The organism is Bifidobacterium sp. (genome assembly GCF_022647885.1).
In the GTDB taxonomy this organism is placed as follows: Bacteria; Actinomycetota; Actinomycetes; order Actinomycetales; family Bifidobacteriaceae; genus Bombiscardovia.
This window is the reverse complement of sequence record NZ_JALCLM010000001.1, coordinates 1,458,596-1,476,384: the sequence shown is the minus strand read 5'-3', so window position 1 is coordinate 1,476,384 and position 17,789 is coordinate 1,458,596. Positions and strand designations below refer to the sequence as shown.

Genomic DNA, 17,789 nt, shown 5'->3' with positions numbered 1-17,789 from the left:
TATGGGAGATCCAAGAGGATTTTTGAAAGTCCGTACCCGTCAGGAACTGGCTGAGCGTCCAGTTAATGAAAGAGTTCAGGATTGGTTCGATGTCCATGCTGAAAAAGGTTTGCAGCCTTGGACAACAATTCAGGCTGCTCGTTGCATGGATTGTGGAACGCCATTCTGCATGACAGGGTGCCCTCTGGGCAATATCATTCCAGAGTTCAATGACTTGGTTCGTCAAGAGAAGTGGGAGGACGCATATAACCGTCTTTCTGTGACGAACAACTTCCCAGAGGTTACCGGTCGTATTTGTCCAGCTCCTTGTGAACAGGCGTGTGTGCTCGGTATTCATCAACCACCGACTATGATCAAGCTTGACGAGCAGACAATCATCGATCAGGCATGGGAACTTGATTACGTCAAGCCTCAGCCACCCCAGCGCCTTACCGATATGACGGTCGCTGTTGTCGGCTCAGGTCCAGCAGGCTTAGCATGCGCCCAACAACTTACCAGAGCAGGTCACACAGTCGTGGTGTATGAACGTGCGGATGCTATTGGTGGCCTGATGCGCTATGGGATTCCTAACTTCAAACTCGATAAGAGTCTGCTTGATAAGCGCGTAGAGCAGATGGAAGCCGAGGGCACTCGTTTCCGCACTAGTACTGAGATTGGCAAAGACATCACTTGGGATGATTTACGCAGTCGTTACGATGCAGTTGTGGTCGCCATCGGTTCAACTGTGCCACGTAATATCTCTATCACTGGTCGTGAGCTCAAAGGTATTCACTATGCGATGGACTTCTTGCCTGATGCAACTCGTCGTGTTTGGGGTAAGGAAGCAATCAACGACATCACCGCGACAGATAAGCATGTAATCGTGATTGGTGGAGGTGACACCGGTTCTGACTGCTTGGGCACGTCACTACGACAGGGTGCCAAGTCCGTAACTGTATTACAAATTATGCCGCAGGAGCCAGAAGAACGCCCAGACGCTAATCCTTGGCCAACATATGCACGCACATACCAGAAAACCTCTTCGATGGAAGAGGGTGGCACCTACCTATACAGCACAGATTCTGTGGAATTCCTGGATGAAGATGCTCGTGGTGCCGAAGTGAATATCACCGAAAACACCGCTGCGGATAGTTTTATTGCTGATGAGCATGGCCATGTAACAGGTCTACGAGTTGTCGATGTGGCACCTGGAGAGAACGGTCCATTCACCAGGCAAGAAGGTACCGAAAGGGTGTTACCTGCCGATCTTGTATTATTGTCAGTCGGATTCTTGCATCCTGATACCACAACTTTGGTAGATCAGATTCCTGTGGAATTGGATCCGCGCGGAAACGTGGCACGCAATGATCAATTTGCAACCAACCAGGATGGCGTATTCGTCTGTGGAGATGCTGGAAGAGGTCAATCCTTAGTGGTTTGGGCAATTTCCGAAGGACGTAGCTGTGCTGCTTCGGTTGACGACTTCCTCACGGGTGCTACTGAGCTCCCAGCTCCGGTGTTTGCCTCGCAACGTCCAATGATGCTTCCGCGATAAACTAGCATTACTTGTCATCGCAAAGTGGTGTTAGATAGATTTTCACTAGCCTCTTTGCGATGAATGTGCCAGTGATATCAACTGGAGAGATACAACAGGAAGGACCAGGATGTCCAATCGTGCACAGAGACGAGCACAAGCAAGAAGCGATCGGCGAGGCATACCCAGCCAGTATGATCAGACCAACGGTCGTGGACGGTCTGGAATGATTGACGAACATGCCTTGCAAGAGCGTTCTAGGCGACTTCAAGAGCATGAAGATATAGAGTGGAAACCTTCAGGCGGGACGATTGCGCAGCTTGACTCCTCTGCTGGGCGTACTACACCGAACGCTATTCATATGCCTCAGTCCACAAGGCAATGGTTACGTCTGCTGAGTTGGGTTCTCATTGTTATCTCTTGCGCATCATTTTTGGTAATCATGTGGTTGTCTAATGTACCGATGTGGTTGGTGATTACTATTTCATCAGTATTTGCAATAGGTGTTTTGAGCCTCTTTTTCGTTGGTGGATCGCCGAAAGAGAACCCAAATCTTGATGATTATGGTACTGCAGTATAAAAACTGAAGTATAAACCCTAAGTTGAGGAGGCTTCAAGGATGAAGGTTGACATACTTACACGCGAATATCCGCCACACGTTTATGGTGGAGCTGGCGTACATGTTGAGGAATTATCCAAAGTCTTGGCAGAACGTATTGATGTTACTGTTCGCGCGTTTGATGGTCCTCGAGAACAGCACTATGACCATCAACAGTTTGGTCATTCGCTGGATATTGTTGGGTATAACGTTCCGACGGAATTACAACAAGCCGATACTGTATTAAAAACTTTTGGCGTGGATCTACAAATGGCACAGGACGTCAGCGCAGATGTGGTACATGCGCACACATGGTATGCATGTTTGGCGGGTCGTTTGGCCTCTCAACTTCATGACATTCCTCTTGTTATTACTGCTCACAGCCTAGAACCCTTCCGCCCTTGGAAGGCCGAGCAGCTTGGTGGGGGTTACCGTCTAAGTTCGTGGGCTGAGAGAGATGCGTATGAATCAGCCGATCGGATCATCGCAGTTTCTGCCGGTATGAAACAAGACATTCTCAGCGCTTACCCGAAAGTTAATCCGGATAGAGTCGATGTGGTGCACAACGGTATCACGATGAGTGATTTCGTTCGTCCAGCGGATGATGCAGCAGCATGGGGCGTATTCGACCGTTACGGCATTGATCGTCAGAAGCCGACCTTGCTTTTCGTGGGACGAATAACAAGGCAAAAGGGTCTGCCATATCTGCTCCAAGCTCTTCACCGCATAGATGCCAGTATCCAGATCGTATTATGTGCAGGTGCTCCAGATACGCCAGAAATTGCCGCGGAAGTAAAAGCAGGATTTGCACAGTTACAACAAGAACGCGGCAACATCATTTGGATTGAGGAGATGCTCCCGCGACCTGAGTTATGTGCTCTTGAGCATGGCTCTGACGTCTTTATTTGCCCAAGTATTTATGAGCCTTTGGGCATCGTGAATCTCGAGGCTATGGCTTGCGGCCTTCCCGTTGTAGCAAGTGCTACTGGAGGTATCCCAGAGGTAGTAGAAGATGGCGTCACTGGCACATTAGTGCCACTTGAACAATTGCACGATGGTACAGGAACGCCAACCAACCCAGAAGTGTTCGTGCAAGATATGGCTGATGCCATTGACAATATGTTCCATGATCTAGATAGAGCTAAAGTGATGGGCAAGGCTGGATTTGAGCGTGCACAGGACTTATTCTCATGGGAACGTATCGCGCAAGAGACTATTGAGGTATATCGCAGGGCGCTGCAAAAAGATTAATCGTTGTTAGTAAAACGACGCGTATCAGTAAGGGCGAGGTTGAGATATGAGTCTTGCGGTCAACAAAGGTCAACGGTGGTCTGATGCTGCGATAGATCTTCAGCATGTAGAGTTCCGCAGACAGCGGCGTGTAATTCTTCATAATGTTAATCTCCGCATTGAGCCAGGAGAGAAGTGGGTACTATTTGGTCCAAATGGTATCGGCAAATCGAGTCTTGTGGCCATGATGAGTACCAGAGGTTATCCAAGCTCAGGGACCGTTGACATTTTAGGTAATCGACTAGGCAAAGTCGATGTGTTCTCATACAGGAACAGGATTGGATTGAGCTCAGCTGAGCTTTCGCGCGCGTTCCCGCCCAATGAAGACCCTCTTGACGCAGTAGTGACGGCACTTACGGCCATTACAGGTCGTTGGCGTGACAGTTATAGCGAAGAGGAAATTCAAAGTGCTCGTGCGCTAATGAGGCGCTTTGGTATTGAATACCTGTGTGGCAAACAGATGGTCAAATTGTCTGAAGGTGAACGCACACGCGTGTTGATATGTAGATCGTTAATGGCTTCACCAGAGTTACTCATTCTTGATGAACCGACAACCGGGCTTGATCTGGGCGGTAGGGAACTAGTTATCAAAGCGCTCAGTGATATCGGCACACAAGACAGTACTATGAGCGTGTTGTTAGTGACTCACCGACTCGAAGAGATACCCCAAGGTTTTAATCAGGTTGCCATTATGGGACGTGAACAGGGCGATGAATCTCAGGCTCAGCAGGATGCCGCCTCTGGAGACGACCCGCAACCTGGGACTATCGTTTACCGTGGTGACCTTGAACATGGCTTCACAGATCAACGTATGAGCAGTATTTTTGGCATGAATCTCCATGTCACGCAGCAGCAGGGCCGTTGGTCCGCTTTTCTAGCCTGAAACGCTCAATATTGCCCACAAATGCTCAACATCGCACCACGCTAGGGTGAATAGTCACTGAATTTGAGGAGTTCGTCCGTTTGTGTAGGGAACCCAAAGTATAACAATCGGTAAAACCGCAGAAAATGGCGGAACGACGGTACTGCGATTTCAGGAAAAGCATAAAAAGCTGAAAAATCCCTACACAAGCGACAATGCCTTCGCGATTGATGCAACTATTGCATTCATGGTGAGGAACATTCATATTTTGTATCTGTTGCGCGGGTTGTTACGCCATGTTTGTGCGATGACATTGCCTTCAAATTCAAGAAGTTCTCGGAGGGCTGAGAATAGGTAATAATTCACCCACTTGTCACCGAATAAAACTATGGGGTAGTAGTCTAGGCAAGGTTTGCGTTGGGCTGCGCCCATCGTGTATTCGCAGGTATGTGGAGGATGAATGTTAAGACTTTGGGGCAAATACCTCAGGCCATATTGGTTTCAGGTTGCCATATTAGTGGTTTTCCAGGTGGCACAGACAGTATTAAATCTGTATCTGCCAAATCTTCAGGCAGATATTATTGACAATGGAGTAGCGGCAGGCGATAAAAGCGCTATTTATCGTTATGGATTTCAGATGATTGGTATATCGCTGGTTCAGATTCTTGCGAATCTCGTTGCAGTGTATTACTCAACACGTTTGGCGATGAGACTTGGGTATGAAACACGTCGTGACATATTCAGTGCTGTCGAAGATATGAGTCTTCAAGAGGTTGAACGTTTCTCAGCTGGTTCATTAATAACTCGAACAACGAATGATGTGCAGCAAGTACAGATGACCACTATGCAGGTGTTGTTGATTGTGTTACAAGCACCGGTGCAATTTATTGGCGGCGTAATTCTGGCGCTTCAGCAAGATCGTCCTCTGACGTGGTCACTTGCAGTGATACTCCCAGTGGTGCTGTTAGTTGCGGGCATTCTTATGTCTCAGATGGGTCCTTTATTCGCTAAGATGCAGCGACGACTGGATGCGGTGAATAAGCTTGTTCGCGAGCAAATTAGTGGAGTGCGTGTAATCAGAGCATTTGTCCGTGAACGCAGTGAGGCTGAACGTTTTCATGTTGCTAATCGCGATGTCTATGACACGTTGATGTCCACCGGTCGCTTGATGAGCATGATGATTCCCTTGCTGTTCTTTATCATCAATCTCTCTAATGTGGCAATTATGTGGTTCGGCGGCAAGCGCATCGAATCAGGTGGTATGCAAATTGGGTCTTTGCAGGCTTTCATCCAATATCTGATGATTATTTTGATTGGCCTCATGATGGCAGCAATGATGATGGTAATGGTCCCTCGTGCATCCGTAGCGAGTAAGCGCATCAATGAGGTAATGAATGCAACGAGCAGTATTACTGCACCCGAGCACCCTTATCACAATGATGCGCCTCTTGGCACTGTCGAATTCAGACATGTAGCTTTCTCATATCCTGGCGCTGAAGATCCAGTCCTGCAGGACCTGTCCTTCACGGCGGAACCTGGGCGTACTACAGCTATCATTGGTTCCACTGGATCGGGGAAGTCAACGGTACTTCGACTCATGAATAGAATGTTCGATGTCACTTCTGGGGAAGTGCTTATCGATGGTCATGATGTACGCGAATATGATCCAGCACAGCTGAACTTGTTATTTGGCCAAGTGCCACAGCAAGCTGTTCTATTTTCAGGAACTATCCGCTCTAACATGCAATATGGGGCTGCTGATGCAAGCGATGACGACATTTGGAATGCTCTCCGCATAGCTCAAGCTGAAGAATTCGTCAGTGAAAATCCTCAGGGACTTGATGCGCCAGTATCTGAAGGTGGTACAAACTTTTCAGGTGGGCAGAAGCAGCGACTATGTATTGCGCGAGCAGTATTACGTCGTCCGAAGATCTATACATTTGATGATGCTTTCTCAGCACTCGATGTAGCTACAGATCGCAAGTTACGTGAAGCATTATCCCATGTCACCAGCAATGCTACGCAGATTGTTGTGGCACAACGAGCTACATCAATACGAGATGCTGATCAGATATTAGTGTTTGAATCCGGGCAGATTGTGGGTAGGGGCAGTCATGAGGAATTGATGCAGTCATGCCCGACGTATCAGGAAATTGTCGAATCACAGGGTGGTTTGGGTCCTGATGTAGAGACATTAACTTTGGATGGGAGGGGAGAATAATGTCACACGGTTCATCAATGGCTTCTGCAATCCCTGTGCAGAAAAAAGGCCAGACTGGAAATATTATCAAGCGACTGCTGCACTATCTCCTGGCCAGCAAAGTACGAGTAATCACTATGGTCGTTTCTGGAATGATCTCGGTAGGGTTGATCGTTCTTGGCCCCAAGATTTTGGGTAAAGCCACGAATGTCTTGTTCTCAGGCATTCTCGGCATGATGCTTCAGCAGCAAGGTATACCTAAGGGAACATCTACAAAGCAAGTCATCTCTGGTCTCAGGGCTCAAGGGAAAGATTCTTTTGCAGATATGATCTCATCGATGAACGTCAAAGTTGGTGAGGGCATCGACTGGAAGAAATTCGGTACAATCTTGTTGATTGTTATCGGCATTTATCTAGTCTCAATTCTGCTCAGATTAGTTCAGAACTTCCTCATGACAAGGGTTGTCTCAAATGCCGTGTTCGAAATGCGAGCACAGATAGAAGATAAGATGTCTCGTCTTCCTCTGCAGTATTTTGACAGGACACCTCGTGGTGAAGTCATGAGTAGGACAACTAACGACGTGGATAATATTTCGCAGACTTTGCAGCAAATACTCGGTGAACTGTTCTTCTCAGTATTCATGGTTGTGGGCACTTTTATTATGATGCTGTCGATATCCCCGTGGTTAACGTTGATTGCTTTTATTATTATTCCAGTTATGGGTTTGTGTGCAGGGTTCATCATGAAGAAGACCCAGCCGAATTTCATTGCACAATGGGCTAAAACAGGTGAAGTGAACAGTCATGTCGAAGAGATGTTTTCGGGACACATGATTGTGCGCTCATATGGCCGTCAAGAAGAAGCAAAAGCTGAGTTCGAACAACGCAACCATGATCTGTATGACGCGTCATTTAAGGCATCCTTCCTGTCCTCTCTTGTTACCCCTGTAACCACATTCTTCGGCAATCTCAGCTTTGTCTTAGTAGTTATATTCGGTGGTGTGAAAGTACTTTCAGGCACCATGAGTCTTGGAGATTTGCAGGCTTTCACTCAATACTCGAGGCAGTCGTCACAGCCTCTAGGTGAATTGGCTTCCATGGGCACTATGCTGCAAAGTTCTTTGGCTAGTTGTCAACGTATTTTTGAATTCTTGGATGAAGAAGAACAGTTGCCCGACCCAGTAGATGCTCATGAAATAGGCGAATTGACTGGTGGATCAATTCAAGGGCATGTGCGTTTCAATGACGTTTCCTTCTCATATAGGAAGGATGAGCCTCTGATCCAGCATCTTTCATTGGAAGCCAAGCCTGGTCAAACCGTAGCAATTGTTGGCCCAACAGGTGCAGGTAAAACTACTTTGGTAAACCTGCTGATGCGTTTTTATGAGATTCAAGGCGGCAGCATCACCATCGATGGCGTTGACACCTCGACGGTAACCAGAGATAGCCTCCGTAGTCACTTTGGTATGGTGCTGCAAGATACTTGGCTTTTTGACGGTTCAGTTCGTGACAATCTCTTGTATGGCGTGCACGAGGGTAGGAACCTCACTGAGGAACAGATGCTTGATGGAGCCAAAGCTACTCACGTCGACGAATTTATACGCCGTTTGCCAAAAGGCTATGACACAATCCTTAATGAGGACAGTTCTGAATTAAGTCAGGGAGAGCGTCAGCTGATGACGATTTGTCGTGCATTCCTTTCAGATCCAGATATATTAATTCTCGACGAAGCGACGAGTTCTGTAGATACAAGGACTGAATTGTTGGTACAACAAGCGATGAATGCCTTGCGTAAGAATCGTACGAGCTTTGTGATAGCCCACAGACTGTCCACAATCCGTGATGCAGATCTCATCCTTGTGGTGAATCACGGTTCAATTATTGAGCAAGGTTCTCATGATGAATTAATCGCGCAGAACGGCGCATATGCTGCCCTGTATAATTCACAGTTCACACAAGCATCAGAATGATGCGGGTTGGGCGCATGGTTGAGAACATGGTTGAGTGCATGCGCCCTGAACTGGGGTGATCCTGACTGAATCATACTGTTGATATCAAAGATGCAGCAGTAGCTGTATGGTCAGCTGGTGTAGAGCAGCATGGTGTGGTCAACACCGCGTGGTCAGAATATTGGTGTGATGATGGAGGGCGTGTTATGGCAGTACGTGGACCGTTTCAGGTTGGTGAGAAGGTTCAATTCACTGACCGCAAGGGCAATATGATTACGACTCAGATTGAAGCTGGCTCAGTAGTGCAAACCCCGCATGGACATATTCGTCACGATGATGTCATTGGCCTGAGTGAGGGAAGCATCGTGGTCACTACAACTACCACGCAATCTCCCGAGGATCACGATCAACGTAAGCCATGGAAATCTGCCCGTGCAATAGGTGGCTGGGCCTATTGTGTGATGCGGCCACGACTCGCAGATTATGTGCTCTCTATGCCGCGAGGTGCACAAATCATGTATCCCAAAGATATAGCACAGGTACTCAGTCTTGGTGATATTCGCAGTGGTATGCGGGTCCTCGAGTCTGGTGCTGGATCAGGTGCGTTAAGTATCCATCTATTAGATGCAGTAGGGGAGCAAGGGGAGCTCACCACCATTGAGTTACGCCCTGAATTTGCGCATATCGCACAAGCCAACGCTGCCGTATATTTCGGAGGTGACCCCCAGTGGTGGTCTCTACTCCAAGGTGATTTTGATACCGTCGCACACACCTTGCCAGCCAATAGTTATGACAGAGTGGTATTAGATATGCTTGATCCTTGGAATAGGTTGCATGAGGTTGAGCGTGTATTGACTTCTGGTGGTGTGTTCATCAGCTATATCACTACTACTACTCAGATGAGTCGTTTGGCAGAAGCCTTGCGAGACTCGGATCGTTGGACGGAACCACAGATTGATGAAACTCTTGAACGCAGTTGGAAGGCACAAGGCTTATCTGTGCGCCCTGACCATCAAATGATCGGGCACACTGGTTTTCTGGTGATATCACGGTTAATGGCAGATGACATGCCGGCATTACGCAAGCGTGAGCGGGGTGCAAAAAACACGTATACTGATGTTGACCGTGACCGCGGTCAGGGGGATCTCGAAGAGCTCGAACTGCGTGATATCTCAGACCGAAAGCTGCGCAAAGTGATCAGAGATTTAGATCATCAACGCGAGGTCATTACAAACAGTGCCGTTGGAAGCAAAGTTGTTGAAGGTGATGCCGAAGACAACGACGGCCACTAAACAATCGGGAAGCTACCGGTTTATGAAAGGTGCGCTGCATGGGTGTCAACATGAGTAAAGTCGCCAAGCGTGCGCATTCTTACGAATACGTGTTAATAGTCATGCGCCATGGAAAAGCAGAAGCTTTTGGTAAAGGTGATGACAGACAGCGTCAGCTCACAGACAAAGGTGTTAAACAGGCCAAATCAGTTGCTAAAGGTTTGGAATCTTTGAACTTGATTCCTGACAGGATTGCATGCTCAGGGGCTGATAGGACTCGTCAGACTTTGGAGCGAATGCTTCGTGTTTTTGGTGATAAGCCCAAAGTTGATATGCGTCAAAGCTTATATGAGGGTGGTGTGCAGGCAATTTTGGATGAATTGCAGGCTACAAAGACCAAACGCAAAGTGTTAATGATTGTAGGACATGAGCCAACTGTATCAATCAGCTGCCAGTGGCTCGCCACTTCTGATTCTGATCCTGAGAGACTCGATCTGTTGAATCTAGGCATGTCACCGGCAAATTTGGCTATTTTTGGTTCCAATGAACCATTCAAGAACTGGCAAATACACAGTGCGAATCTGTTGGCCGTACTTGGACCGCACGACTTCTAAACTCTTAGTTTGTGTCTAGCCGCTCACTCATATCGTGAATATGTGTCCGTCGATCAACTGGTATAAAAGAAATTTATAGCGACACCTTAATCCTGTTAATTACATCATGTTGGCTTCTGTTTGTTAGTCTGCAACAGTCGTCAAATACCTATTGGAGGTTTCATGTCTGTGCCCACATCTGTTGTTGGTTTCCCGCGTATTGGTTCTGATAGGGAGCTTAAGAAAAGCATTGAGGGCTATTGGAGAGGTAAACACGGCATTGATGACGTGAAAGCCACAGCGAAAGTGTTGCGTGAGCGCCACTGGAGGATCCAGCGACAGGCAGGGATTTCGTTAATCCCTAGTAATGATTTCAGCTATTATGACCAAATGTTAGACACTGCGATACTTCTCGGTGTTGTTCCACAACGTTACAAAAGGCTTGCTCTTTCGCAAGAAGATACATTATTTGCCATGGGCAGAGGTTATCAGGGCGATAAGGGCGATGTAACAGCATTGCCGATGAAAAAGTGGTTCACCACTAACTACCATTACTTAGTCCCTGAGATCGATGATTCTGTAAATATCGAGTTGACTGGTGAGAAACCATTCCAAGAGTTTGAAGAGGCTAAGGCACTAGGTATTAACACGAAGCCTGTGCTTATTGGCCCTTATACATTCCTTAAACTTGCACGTCGTCCTGAAGGTGCTCCCTTAACTGTTGACCGAGGTCTGATTGAGCAGATTTCTGCAGCGTATTCTCAGCTATTGCAGCGTTTTGCTTCACTCGGTGCTGACTGGGTGCAGTTCGACGAACCGTATTTGGTTTTGGACAAGGAACGGGGAGATCTTGAGCTCTTTAAGAGCATCTATTCCAAGATTCTTCCTAACCGCGATTCTGAAAATGGCCGCGTTCGACTACTATTGCAAACGTATTTTGGCCATATTCGTGACTCCTATGAGACTCTGAGCTTGCTTGGATTCGACGGCATTGGTCTAGATTTTGTTGAAGGGAAAAATGACAATCTCGCTGCCCTCGAACAATTCGGCGTGCCAGCAAATACTACGATTTTTGCAGGTGTAGTCAATGGAAGAAACATTTGGCGCAATGATTATGCAGTAAGTCTCGGCATTGTTGATGCAGTACGTAAAATCACAGACCATGTAGCTATATCTTCTGCTTCATCATTGTTGCATGTGCCATTTAGCGTTGCTCAAGAGGATGGTCTATCCACAGAAGTCCGACAGCATTTTGCGTTTGCTGTTGAAAAGCTCGATGAGATTAGTGAAATAGCAACTCTTGCATCAGCAGATGACCAGGAACGTAAGAATTCGACCCAGCTTGCACAAAATCAGGCATTGTTTGATGGGCACCGCGTAAATCCAGATGTTGCGGTTACTACCCGTGTGGCCAAGCTTTCTGAGAGTGAATTCAATCGTCAGCCTGAACGCAAGGAGCGCCAACGTCTACAACGCGAAGAATTGCAGTTGCCGTTGTTACCGACAACAACGATCGGCTCATTCCCTCAGACTAAAGAAGTCAGGGCAGAACGTGCCAAACTACGGCACGGCGACATTAGTCAGAATGACTATGATGCTTTCATCAAGACACAAATTGATGATGTGCTTGCTAAGCAGGAATCTATTGGACTCGATGTGTTGGTTCATGGCGAGTTTGAGCGTAACGATATGGTCGAATATTTCGGTCAGAATCTCAATGGTTTCCTATTCACTAAGAATGCCTGGGTACAGTCTTACGGTACTCGTTGTGTGAAGCCACCTATTGTCTGGTCTGATGTTTCTAGAGCGCATCCCATTACAGTAGCTTGGAGTGCCTATGCTCAATCTCGCACTAATCGTGTGGTTAAGGGTATGTTGACAGGCCCAGTGACTATTCTCAACTGGTCTTGGCCTCGCGAAGATATCTCGCATAAGCTACAGACGACTCAATTAGCGCTGGCGATTCGAGATGAGGTGTTGGATCTTGAGAGTGCTGGTATTAAGGTCATTCAAATTGATGAAGCTGCACTGAGAGAAAAACTTCCTCTGCGTAGAAGTGACTGGCATTCACAATATCTTGATTGGGCCATACCTGCTTTCCGCCTAGTGCATTCAGGTGTAAAACCAGGTACACAGATCCATACTCATATGTGCTATTCGGAGTTTAACGACATCATCCGTGATATCGATGCCATGGATGCTGATGTTATTTCCTTCGAGGCTTCGCGCTCAGATTTGACTGTTCTCGATGCTATCCAAGAAGCTCATTTTGAAACCGAAGCGGGCCCAGGAGTTTACGATATTCATTCACCTCGTATACCTTCACAGCAAGAAATTGAACATCGAATTGCTGAGATCTTAGAGAAAATGGATGTTTCATCTGTATGGATTAATCCCGACTGTGGTCTAAAAACGCGTGGGAATGCAGAAACGTGGCCAAGTCTAGAACATATGGTTGCCGCGGCTAAAGCAGTACGTGAGCGTTTGGAGCGGTAGTTTGCATTCGACAACCTTTTCTTTAGAGGTATTCCCACCGAAACGTGATACACCAGTGGGAACGATTTATGACACTCTCGATGGCTTACAGGGCGTGAATCCTGACTTCATTTCAGTAACTTTCGGCACAGGTAAGGAAACGGATCAAACCATCACCGCAAGGATTGCACATACAATCAAGTCAGAGTATGACATTCCTGCAGTTGCACATCTCACTGCCCTGTATGCTAATCAGGCTGATATTGATGTTGAGCTCGAGCTCTTTGAGAAGGCTGGTGTATCTGCGGTTCTTGCCTTAGGCGGTAACGTTCTCCCAGATCGAGAACCAGCACATGTTTTCGAATACGCCAGCGATCTGGTGAACTACATCCGTGAGCATAAGCCTAATCTCGAAGTGTTTGCCGCTTGCTATCCAGAGTGTCACCCTACCGCTAACAATATGGACGAAGATATCGAGCATCTAAAAATTAAAGTTGATGCGGGTGCTGATCGGCTAATCTCTCAGTTGTTTTTCGATAATACAGACTTCTTACATTTTATTGATCAAGCGCGGTGTGCAGGAATAACTGTGCCGATAGAAGCTGGCATTATGCCGGTGACTAGCGCGTCACAAATACGACGCATGGTCTCTATGTGTGGATCGAAAATCCCTCCACGTTTAGCGAAGCTCTTGGATAGGTGGGGGAATGACCGTGAAGCCTTACGCGAGGCAGGAATAGTCTATGCGTCTGAACAAATCAGCGATCTTGTAGCCGATGGAGTTGACGGCATCCATCTCTACACGATGAATCATGCAGGAACAACACGACGGATTTGGAACAACACGCACATCTTGTTTGAGCGCTAAGCACTGAAGGTCGGTTGAGGGTATTTGGTATGTGTATCAGTACCCAACAGAGAATGAGGCATGCATCTGATGCGCAGCAGGCTCTTTGATGAATGGCGTAGTGAGCGGTGAGTCATTCGATTGCTTTACCATTCTGGGCTTCGATATTGAAACGATTCGCGAGGAATGACAGGACGCTCAACTTGAGCTCACTACGTAAACGGCTTTAGCTGCCAAAGCAGCGTCTAATGCTCACCTTTTTTGGCAGAACCATTGTTCCGTCCCTTGTGGTTTTTTGCCGGTGCTGCTTTGAGATAGGGCCAACGGCTGATAAGTATACGACGAAGCGCGGGGATCTTACCGATGCCGAAACCTACGAATAAGCTAGCAATCGCAATCCACGATGCAGCATCCTGTCCGATGATGATGAGTACGGCAACTATGCCGAGCGCCACCATACCCACCAGGGATGAGTGTTTCTGCTGTTTGTCATTCATCTCGCTGCTACGCAGTGGCAGTGCTCCGAAAAACAGTCCTATCGCAAGTCCGACGATAATGATTCCCACATATAGCAGATACTGCATGGTTATCCCTTTCAGTGCTTCGTGCGCTTAGCTCCAAATCAGAAGCCATTGCGCCGAGCAAGTCCGATTCTCATGGAGGCTCGGTCTTGTGGTGGTTCTGTTGTATTGTGCTGCATGCTTACAATGTCGCAAATGGATGGTGTTTCATGGATCGGTCAATGAGCTGATGCTGGGCGATCATGCCATTCACCGCGATCTGTGTTTGCCGCTCATCGTTGAATGGTTGACCACTGCCGTTCACGCCTGCAATCTCGGCGATAATCTGCTCGTAGCTGGTCTCCTTGGTGTAGTGCACACCGTTGATGCGACCCTGTCTCATCACGATGATGCGGTCCGCAACAGCGAATACATCGGGAAGGTCATGGCATATCATGAGCACAGAATGATTCTCACTTCGCAAGCGCTTGATGTATGAGAGTACTTCGGCGGTCTGCATAACCGAAAGAGATGCGGTCGGCTCGTCCAGAAGTATCAGTTCGGGGTTGCTCAGCAGTGTGCGCGCAATGGAAACGGTTTGTCGCTGTCCTTTTGAGAGTGAAGCTATCGGCTGCCCTATGCGGATCACCGAAGAGAGCGTTCTCAGTACGGCTTTCGCCTCCTTGTACATACCCTCGTCATCTCTTCTTCTGAAGGTCGAGCGTTTCTCCTTGCCGAGAAACAGATTAGACGCAACGTCGAGATTCTCACAGAATTCCGGGTCTTGGAAAACTGAGGCTATGCCTAGCTCATTCGCCTCTCTGATACTCGAAATTGAGACGGCCTCGGATTTCCATAGCAGTTGTCCAGCATTGGGCTGGTAAAAACCTGCCAGAGTTTTGACCAGAGTCGATTTGCCGGCCCCGTTGTCGCCTACGACGGCGAGCACCTCGCGTCTGTTAATCGTCAGATTCACGTTCTTCAATGCTTCGGTGAATCCGAAACGTAATGAAACATCTATGGTTTCAAGAAGAGGGTGATGCTCTTTTGCGGTCATGTTATCTCCTCTCTGAGCTAGTCATGACCTTGTTCCGATGGTGTTATCTGCCTGCTCGATGGACATCAGCGCTCCACCTATTGCAGCGTTGAAAACCGGGTAGGCGGCGGATTTGACTTGCATTGGTGTCAGGGCGTCTGGGAAGAGCAATCGTTGGAGTGACTCTCGAAAGGGATCAAGGAACACATCGCCGGTCGTGGACAGTGTCCCTCCTAAGACGACTATTTCAGGATCGACGCAGATGCAGAGATCAGCCGCAACGCCCCCAATTCGCAGCGCTGCATCGGAAACCACACGTCGGCATCCGGGATCGGCATCATTGGTCATATTGACCAAATCCTCCATGGTCATATTGCCATGTGTCACGCTGAGAAGAGACACCAGACGATCCTCATCGACCACGGTGTTTAAGCATCCGCGGTTGCCGCAACTGCATATGCTGCCAAGGGGATCGACCTGCACGTGTCCGATTTCTCCCGCCAATCCAGTGATTCCTCGAAGCAGTTTTCCGTTAATCACAATGCCTGCTCCAACACCGTCATCGGCTTGGATATATACGAAGTTATCGACACCGTTGGCGGCTCCGATGCGCATTTCAGTAAATGCGGAGGCGTTGGCATCATTGTCCACATTGACGGGAACATTGAATGCCTTACGGAAGGGAGCTGTGAGATCCATACCCTCCCAGCCATGCAGAATTCCGGGTATTGCCACACAATGGGTTCGGTATTCAAGGGGAGCTCCCACTGCTAGGCCGATGCCCACGATTTCGTCGATGGCCGCGCCTATAGCACTCACCATTTCCTTGATGAGCACCAGAATCCTTTCAATGGTCGAGTCAGGACGATGATTCAAAGCCAGCGGCATCCCGCGTTCACTGAGCACTACTTTGGCGAAGTCCATCAGCACCACGCGGAGATGACGGCGTTCGATGTGCACACCCACTCCAATGCCCTTGCGACGGGTGAGCGCTACAAGGGTCGCACGACGTCCGTTGCGAATGGTTGCCTTGGTTTCAAATATGTCTTCGTCGACAAGCTGACGTACAAGATTGGATACTGTTGCGGTTGACAGCCCAGTGTTTTCCGCCAGTTCAACCTGGGTCATGGCTCCGTAGTTGCGCACGGTCTTCAACAGTGTTGCTCGGTTGGCCTCTCGTAATGAGGACTGGGAGCCAAAGAATCGTGCGTTCATAGCAACCTAGCATACAAGCTGTGAAGCCCGTTTGCGACAGAATTGGTGTGGGAGGAAGAATTCTTTGATAAATACATTCTTTATATTCAAGCTATAAATACAAATATCTATTTTATTTGATATTGAGTTGAAGTCTTGAACACAAAAATGTATAGTGATAGCAAATCTGAACTAGAGATCAGATTGGTGGACAAAGTAGTCCGCAGCTTCCCTCGATGAAGAAGGAGAACACATGAAAGCAATGGGCAGAACATTGGGTAAAGTCATGGCCGCCGCCACCGGCCTTGCCATGATGATAAGTCTGGGAGCGTGTGGCGGTACGCGTTCTGGAGCAGCGACTGAGGAATCATCCTCATTGGAAAAAGGTGCCACCATCGGCATCTCTATGCCAACGAAGTCGGAGGAGCGCTGGAACAAAGACGGCAACAACCTCAAAGCAAAACTTGAGGACGCCGGCTACAAGGTCATTCTTTCCTTTGCTGATGACAAGCCAGCACAGCAGAATTCAGACATCGAGAATATGGTGAACAACGATGCGAAAATCGTGGTTGTCGCCGCCAAGGATGGCACGGCGGTCGGCCCTGCAGTCGAAAAGGCCAAGGACGCGGGCACCAAAGTTATCGCCTATGACCGTCTGATCATGAACACCAAAGCTGTCGACTACTACGCAACCTTCCAACTTGAACAGGTGGGCGTGCTGGAAGCCAACTACATAATTGATTCGCTGGGGCTCAAGGACGGTGCGAAAGGCCCCTTCAATATCGAATTGTTCACAGGCTCACCAGACGATAACAATGCCAAGTATTTCTTCAAAGGCGCCTGGGACCTGTTACAACCGTATTTTGAATCGGGCGTACTGGTCTCACCATCGAATCACGGCGGGGGTGTGACCAAGGACTTCACCGTCGACGACTGGCAGAAGATCTCGGTACAATCCTGGAAAACAGAGCAGGCGCAGAAGGATATGGAATCAATCCTCGACTCCACATACTCCCAAGGGCAGAAACTCAACGCAGTTCTTAGCCCATATGACGGGATCACACAAGGCGTCATCAATGCGATCCAGTCAAAGCGCCCAGATATGCAGCCAGGAACCGACAGCTGGCCTTTCATGACGGGGCAGGACGCGATGGAGATTGCGGTGGCCAATATCAGCCAGGGGCTGCAAGGTCAAACGGTGTTCAAGAACGTGAATGACCTCGCGGATGCAGTGTACGACATGATTATCGAGATCGCAGAAGGTAAGGACGTTACCGGACTCAATGGCAAGTTCAACAACAACACCATCGACGTACCGTCAAAGCTTCTGGATCCAGTGAGCATCACCAAAGACAATCTGAGTGATCTGGTCAAAGCGGGTTACGTCAGCCAGGACAAATTCAATCAGCTGACCAAGTAATGTGCAAGCCCAAAGGCTGCGGCCGTATTCAGACCGCAGCC

General features: G+C 48.2%; 14 protein-coding genes. 11 read left to right on the top strand and 3 right to left on the bottom strand.

Going from position 1 to position 17,789, the window contains the following annotated elements; translation table 11 throughout:
• Window position 1: 1 nt before the first annotated feature.
• The 10 genes from LKI20_RS06360 to metF all read left to right on the top strand — a co-directional run bounded on the left by LKI20_RS06360 (window position 2) and on the right by metF (window position 13,619).
• Complete coding sequence (locus tag LKI20_RS06360) at window positions 2–1,534, top strand: glutamate synthase subunit beta (protein WP_291771727.1); 1,533 nt, start codon at window positions 2–4, stop codon at window positions 1,532–1,534.
• A gap of 109 nt (window positions 1,535–1,643) precedes the next feature.
• The gene (locus LKI20_RS06355) at window positions 1,644–2,093 is read left to right on the top strand and encodes a tripartite tricarboxylate transporter TctB family protein (RefSeq protein WP_291771724.1); all 450 of its coding nucleotides are present in this window, start codon (window positions 1,644–1,646) and stop codon (window positions 2,091–2,093) included.
• A gap of 39 nt (window positions 2,094–2,132) precedes the next feature.
• Complete coding sequence (gene glgA, locus LKI20_RS06350) at window positions 2,133–3,362, top strand: glycogen synthase (protein WP_291771722.1); 1,230 nt, start codon at window positions 2,133–2,135, stop codon at window positions 3,360–3,362.
• A 46-nt stretch (window positions 3,363–3,408) separates the two neighbouring features.
• Window positions 3,409–4,284, top strand: a complete 876-nt coding sequence (locus LKI20_RS06345; RefSeq protein ID WP_291771717.1) for an ABC transporter ATP-binding protein — start codon at window positions 3,409–3,411, stop codon at window positions 4,282–4,284.
• 439 nt (window positions 4,285–4,723) lie between these two features.
• A complete protein-coding gene (locus LKI20_RS06340) occupies window positions 4,724–6,484 on the top strand; it encodes an ABC transporter ATP-binding protein (RefSeq protein ID WP_291771714.1) in 1,761 nt (586 codons plus the stop codon).
• Window positions 6,484–8,433 (top strand): ABC transporter ATP-binding protein, encoded by a 1,950-nt coding sequence (locus LKI20_RS06335; RefSeq protein ID WP_291771711.1) that lies wholly within the window; start codon window positions 6,484–6,486, stop codon window positions 8,431–8,433. Before LKI20_RS06340 ends, LKI20_RS06335 begins: the two co-directional genes overlap by 1 nt.
• A 185-nt stretch (window positions 8,434–8,618) precedes the next feature.
• Entirely contained in the window at window positions 8,619–9,704 is a 1,086-nt protein-coding gene (locus LKI20_RS06330; RefSeq protein ID WP_291771708.1) for a tRNA (adenine-N1)-methyltransferase, read from the top strand.
• A 38-nt stretch (window positions 9,705–9,742) separates the two neighbouring features.
• A complete protein-coding gene (locus LKI20_RS06325; protein ID WP_291771705.1) occupies window positions 9,743–10,297 on the top strand; it encodes a SixA phosphatase family protein in 555 nt (184 codons plus the stop codon).
• Window positions 10,298–10,459: 162 nt separating this feature from the next.
• Window positions 10,460–12,772, top strand: coding sequence for a 5-methyltetrahydropteroyltriglutamate--homocysteine S-methyltransferase (gene metE / locus LKI20_RS06320; RefSeq protein ID WP_291771703.1), 2,313 nt, complete (start codon window positions 10,460–10,462; stop codon window positions 12,770–12,772).
• A 1-nt stretch (window position 12,773) separates the two neighbouring features.
• On the top strand, window positions 12,774–13,619 hold the full coding sequence (gene metF / locus LKI20_RS06315; RefSeq protein ID WP_291773413.1) for a methylenetetrahydrofolate reductase [NAD(P)H]: 846 nt from the start codon (window positions 12,774–12,776) through the stop codon (window positions 13,617–13,619).
• A 224-nt stretch (window positions 13,620–13,843) separates the two neighbouring features.
• On the opposite strand, the gene LKI20_RS06310 is transcribed toward metF, so the two are convergent.
• From LKI20_RS06310 to LKI20_RS06300, 3 genes are all read right to left on the bottom strand, one after another.
• Complete coding sequence (locus LKI20_RS06310; protein ID WP_291771701.1) at window positions 13,844–14,182, bottom strand: hypothetical protein; 339 nt, start codon at window positions 14,180–14,182, stop codon at window positions 13,844–13,846.
• A 118-nt stretch (window positions 14,183–14,300) separates the two neighbouring features.
• Window positions 14,301–15,155 carry an ATP-binding cassette domain-containing protein gene (locus LKI20_RS06305; protein WP_291771698.1) on the bottom strand — a complete coding sequence of 285 codons (855 nt, stop codon included), beginning with the start codon at window positions 15,153–15,155 and terminating at the stop codon, window positions 14,301–14,303.
• Between the two features lie 21 nt (window positions 15,156–15,176).
• Window positions 15,177–16,349 (bottom strand): ROK family transcriptional regulator, encoded by a 1,173-nt coding sequence (locus LKI20_RS06300; protein ID WP_291771695.1) that lies wholly within the window; start codon window positions 16,347–16,349, stop codon window positions 15,177–15,179.
• Window positions 16,350–16,590: 241 nt separating this feature from the next.
• Between LKI20_RS06300 and LKI20_RS06295 the strand changes: the two genes are divergently transcribed.
• Window positions 16,591–17,748 (top strand): substrate-binding domain-containing protein, encoded by a 1,158-nt coding sequence (locus LKI20_RS06295; RefSeq protein WP_291773411.1) that lies wholly within the window; start codon window positions 16,591–16,593, stop codon window positions 17,746–17,748.
• Window positions 17,749–17,789: the final 41 nt, after the last annotated feature.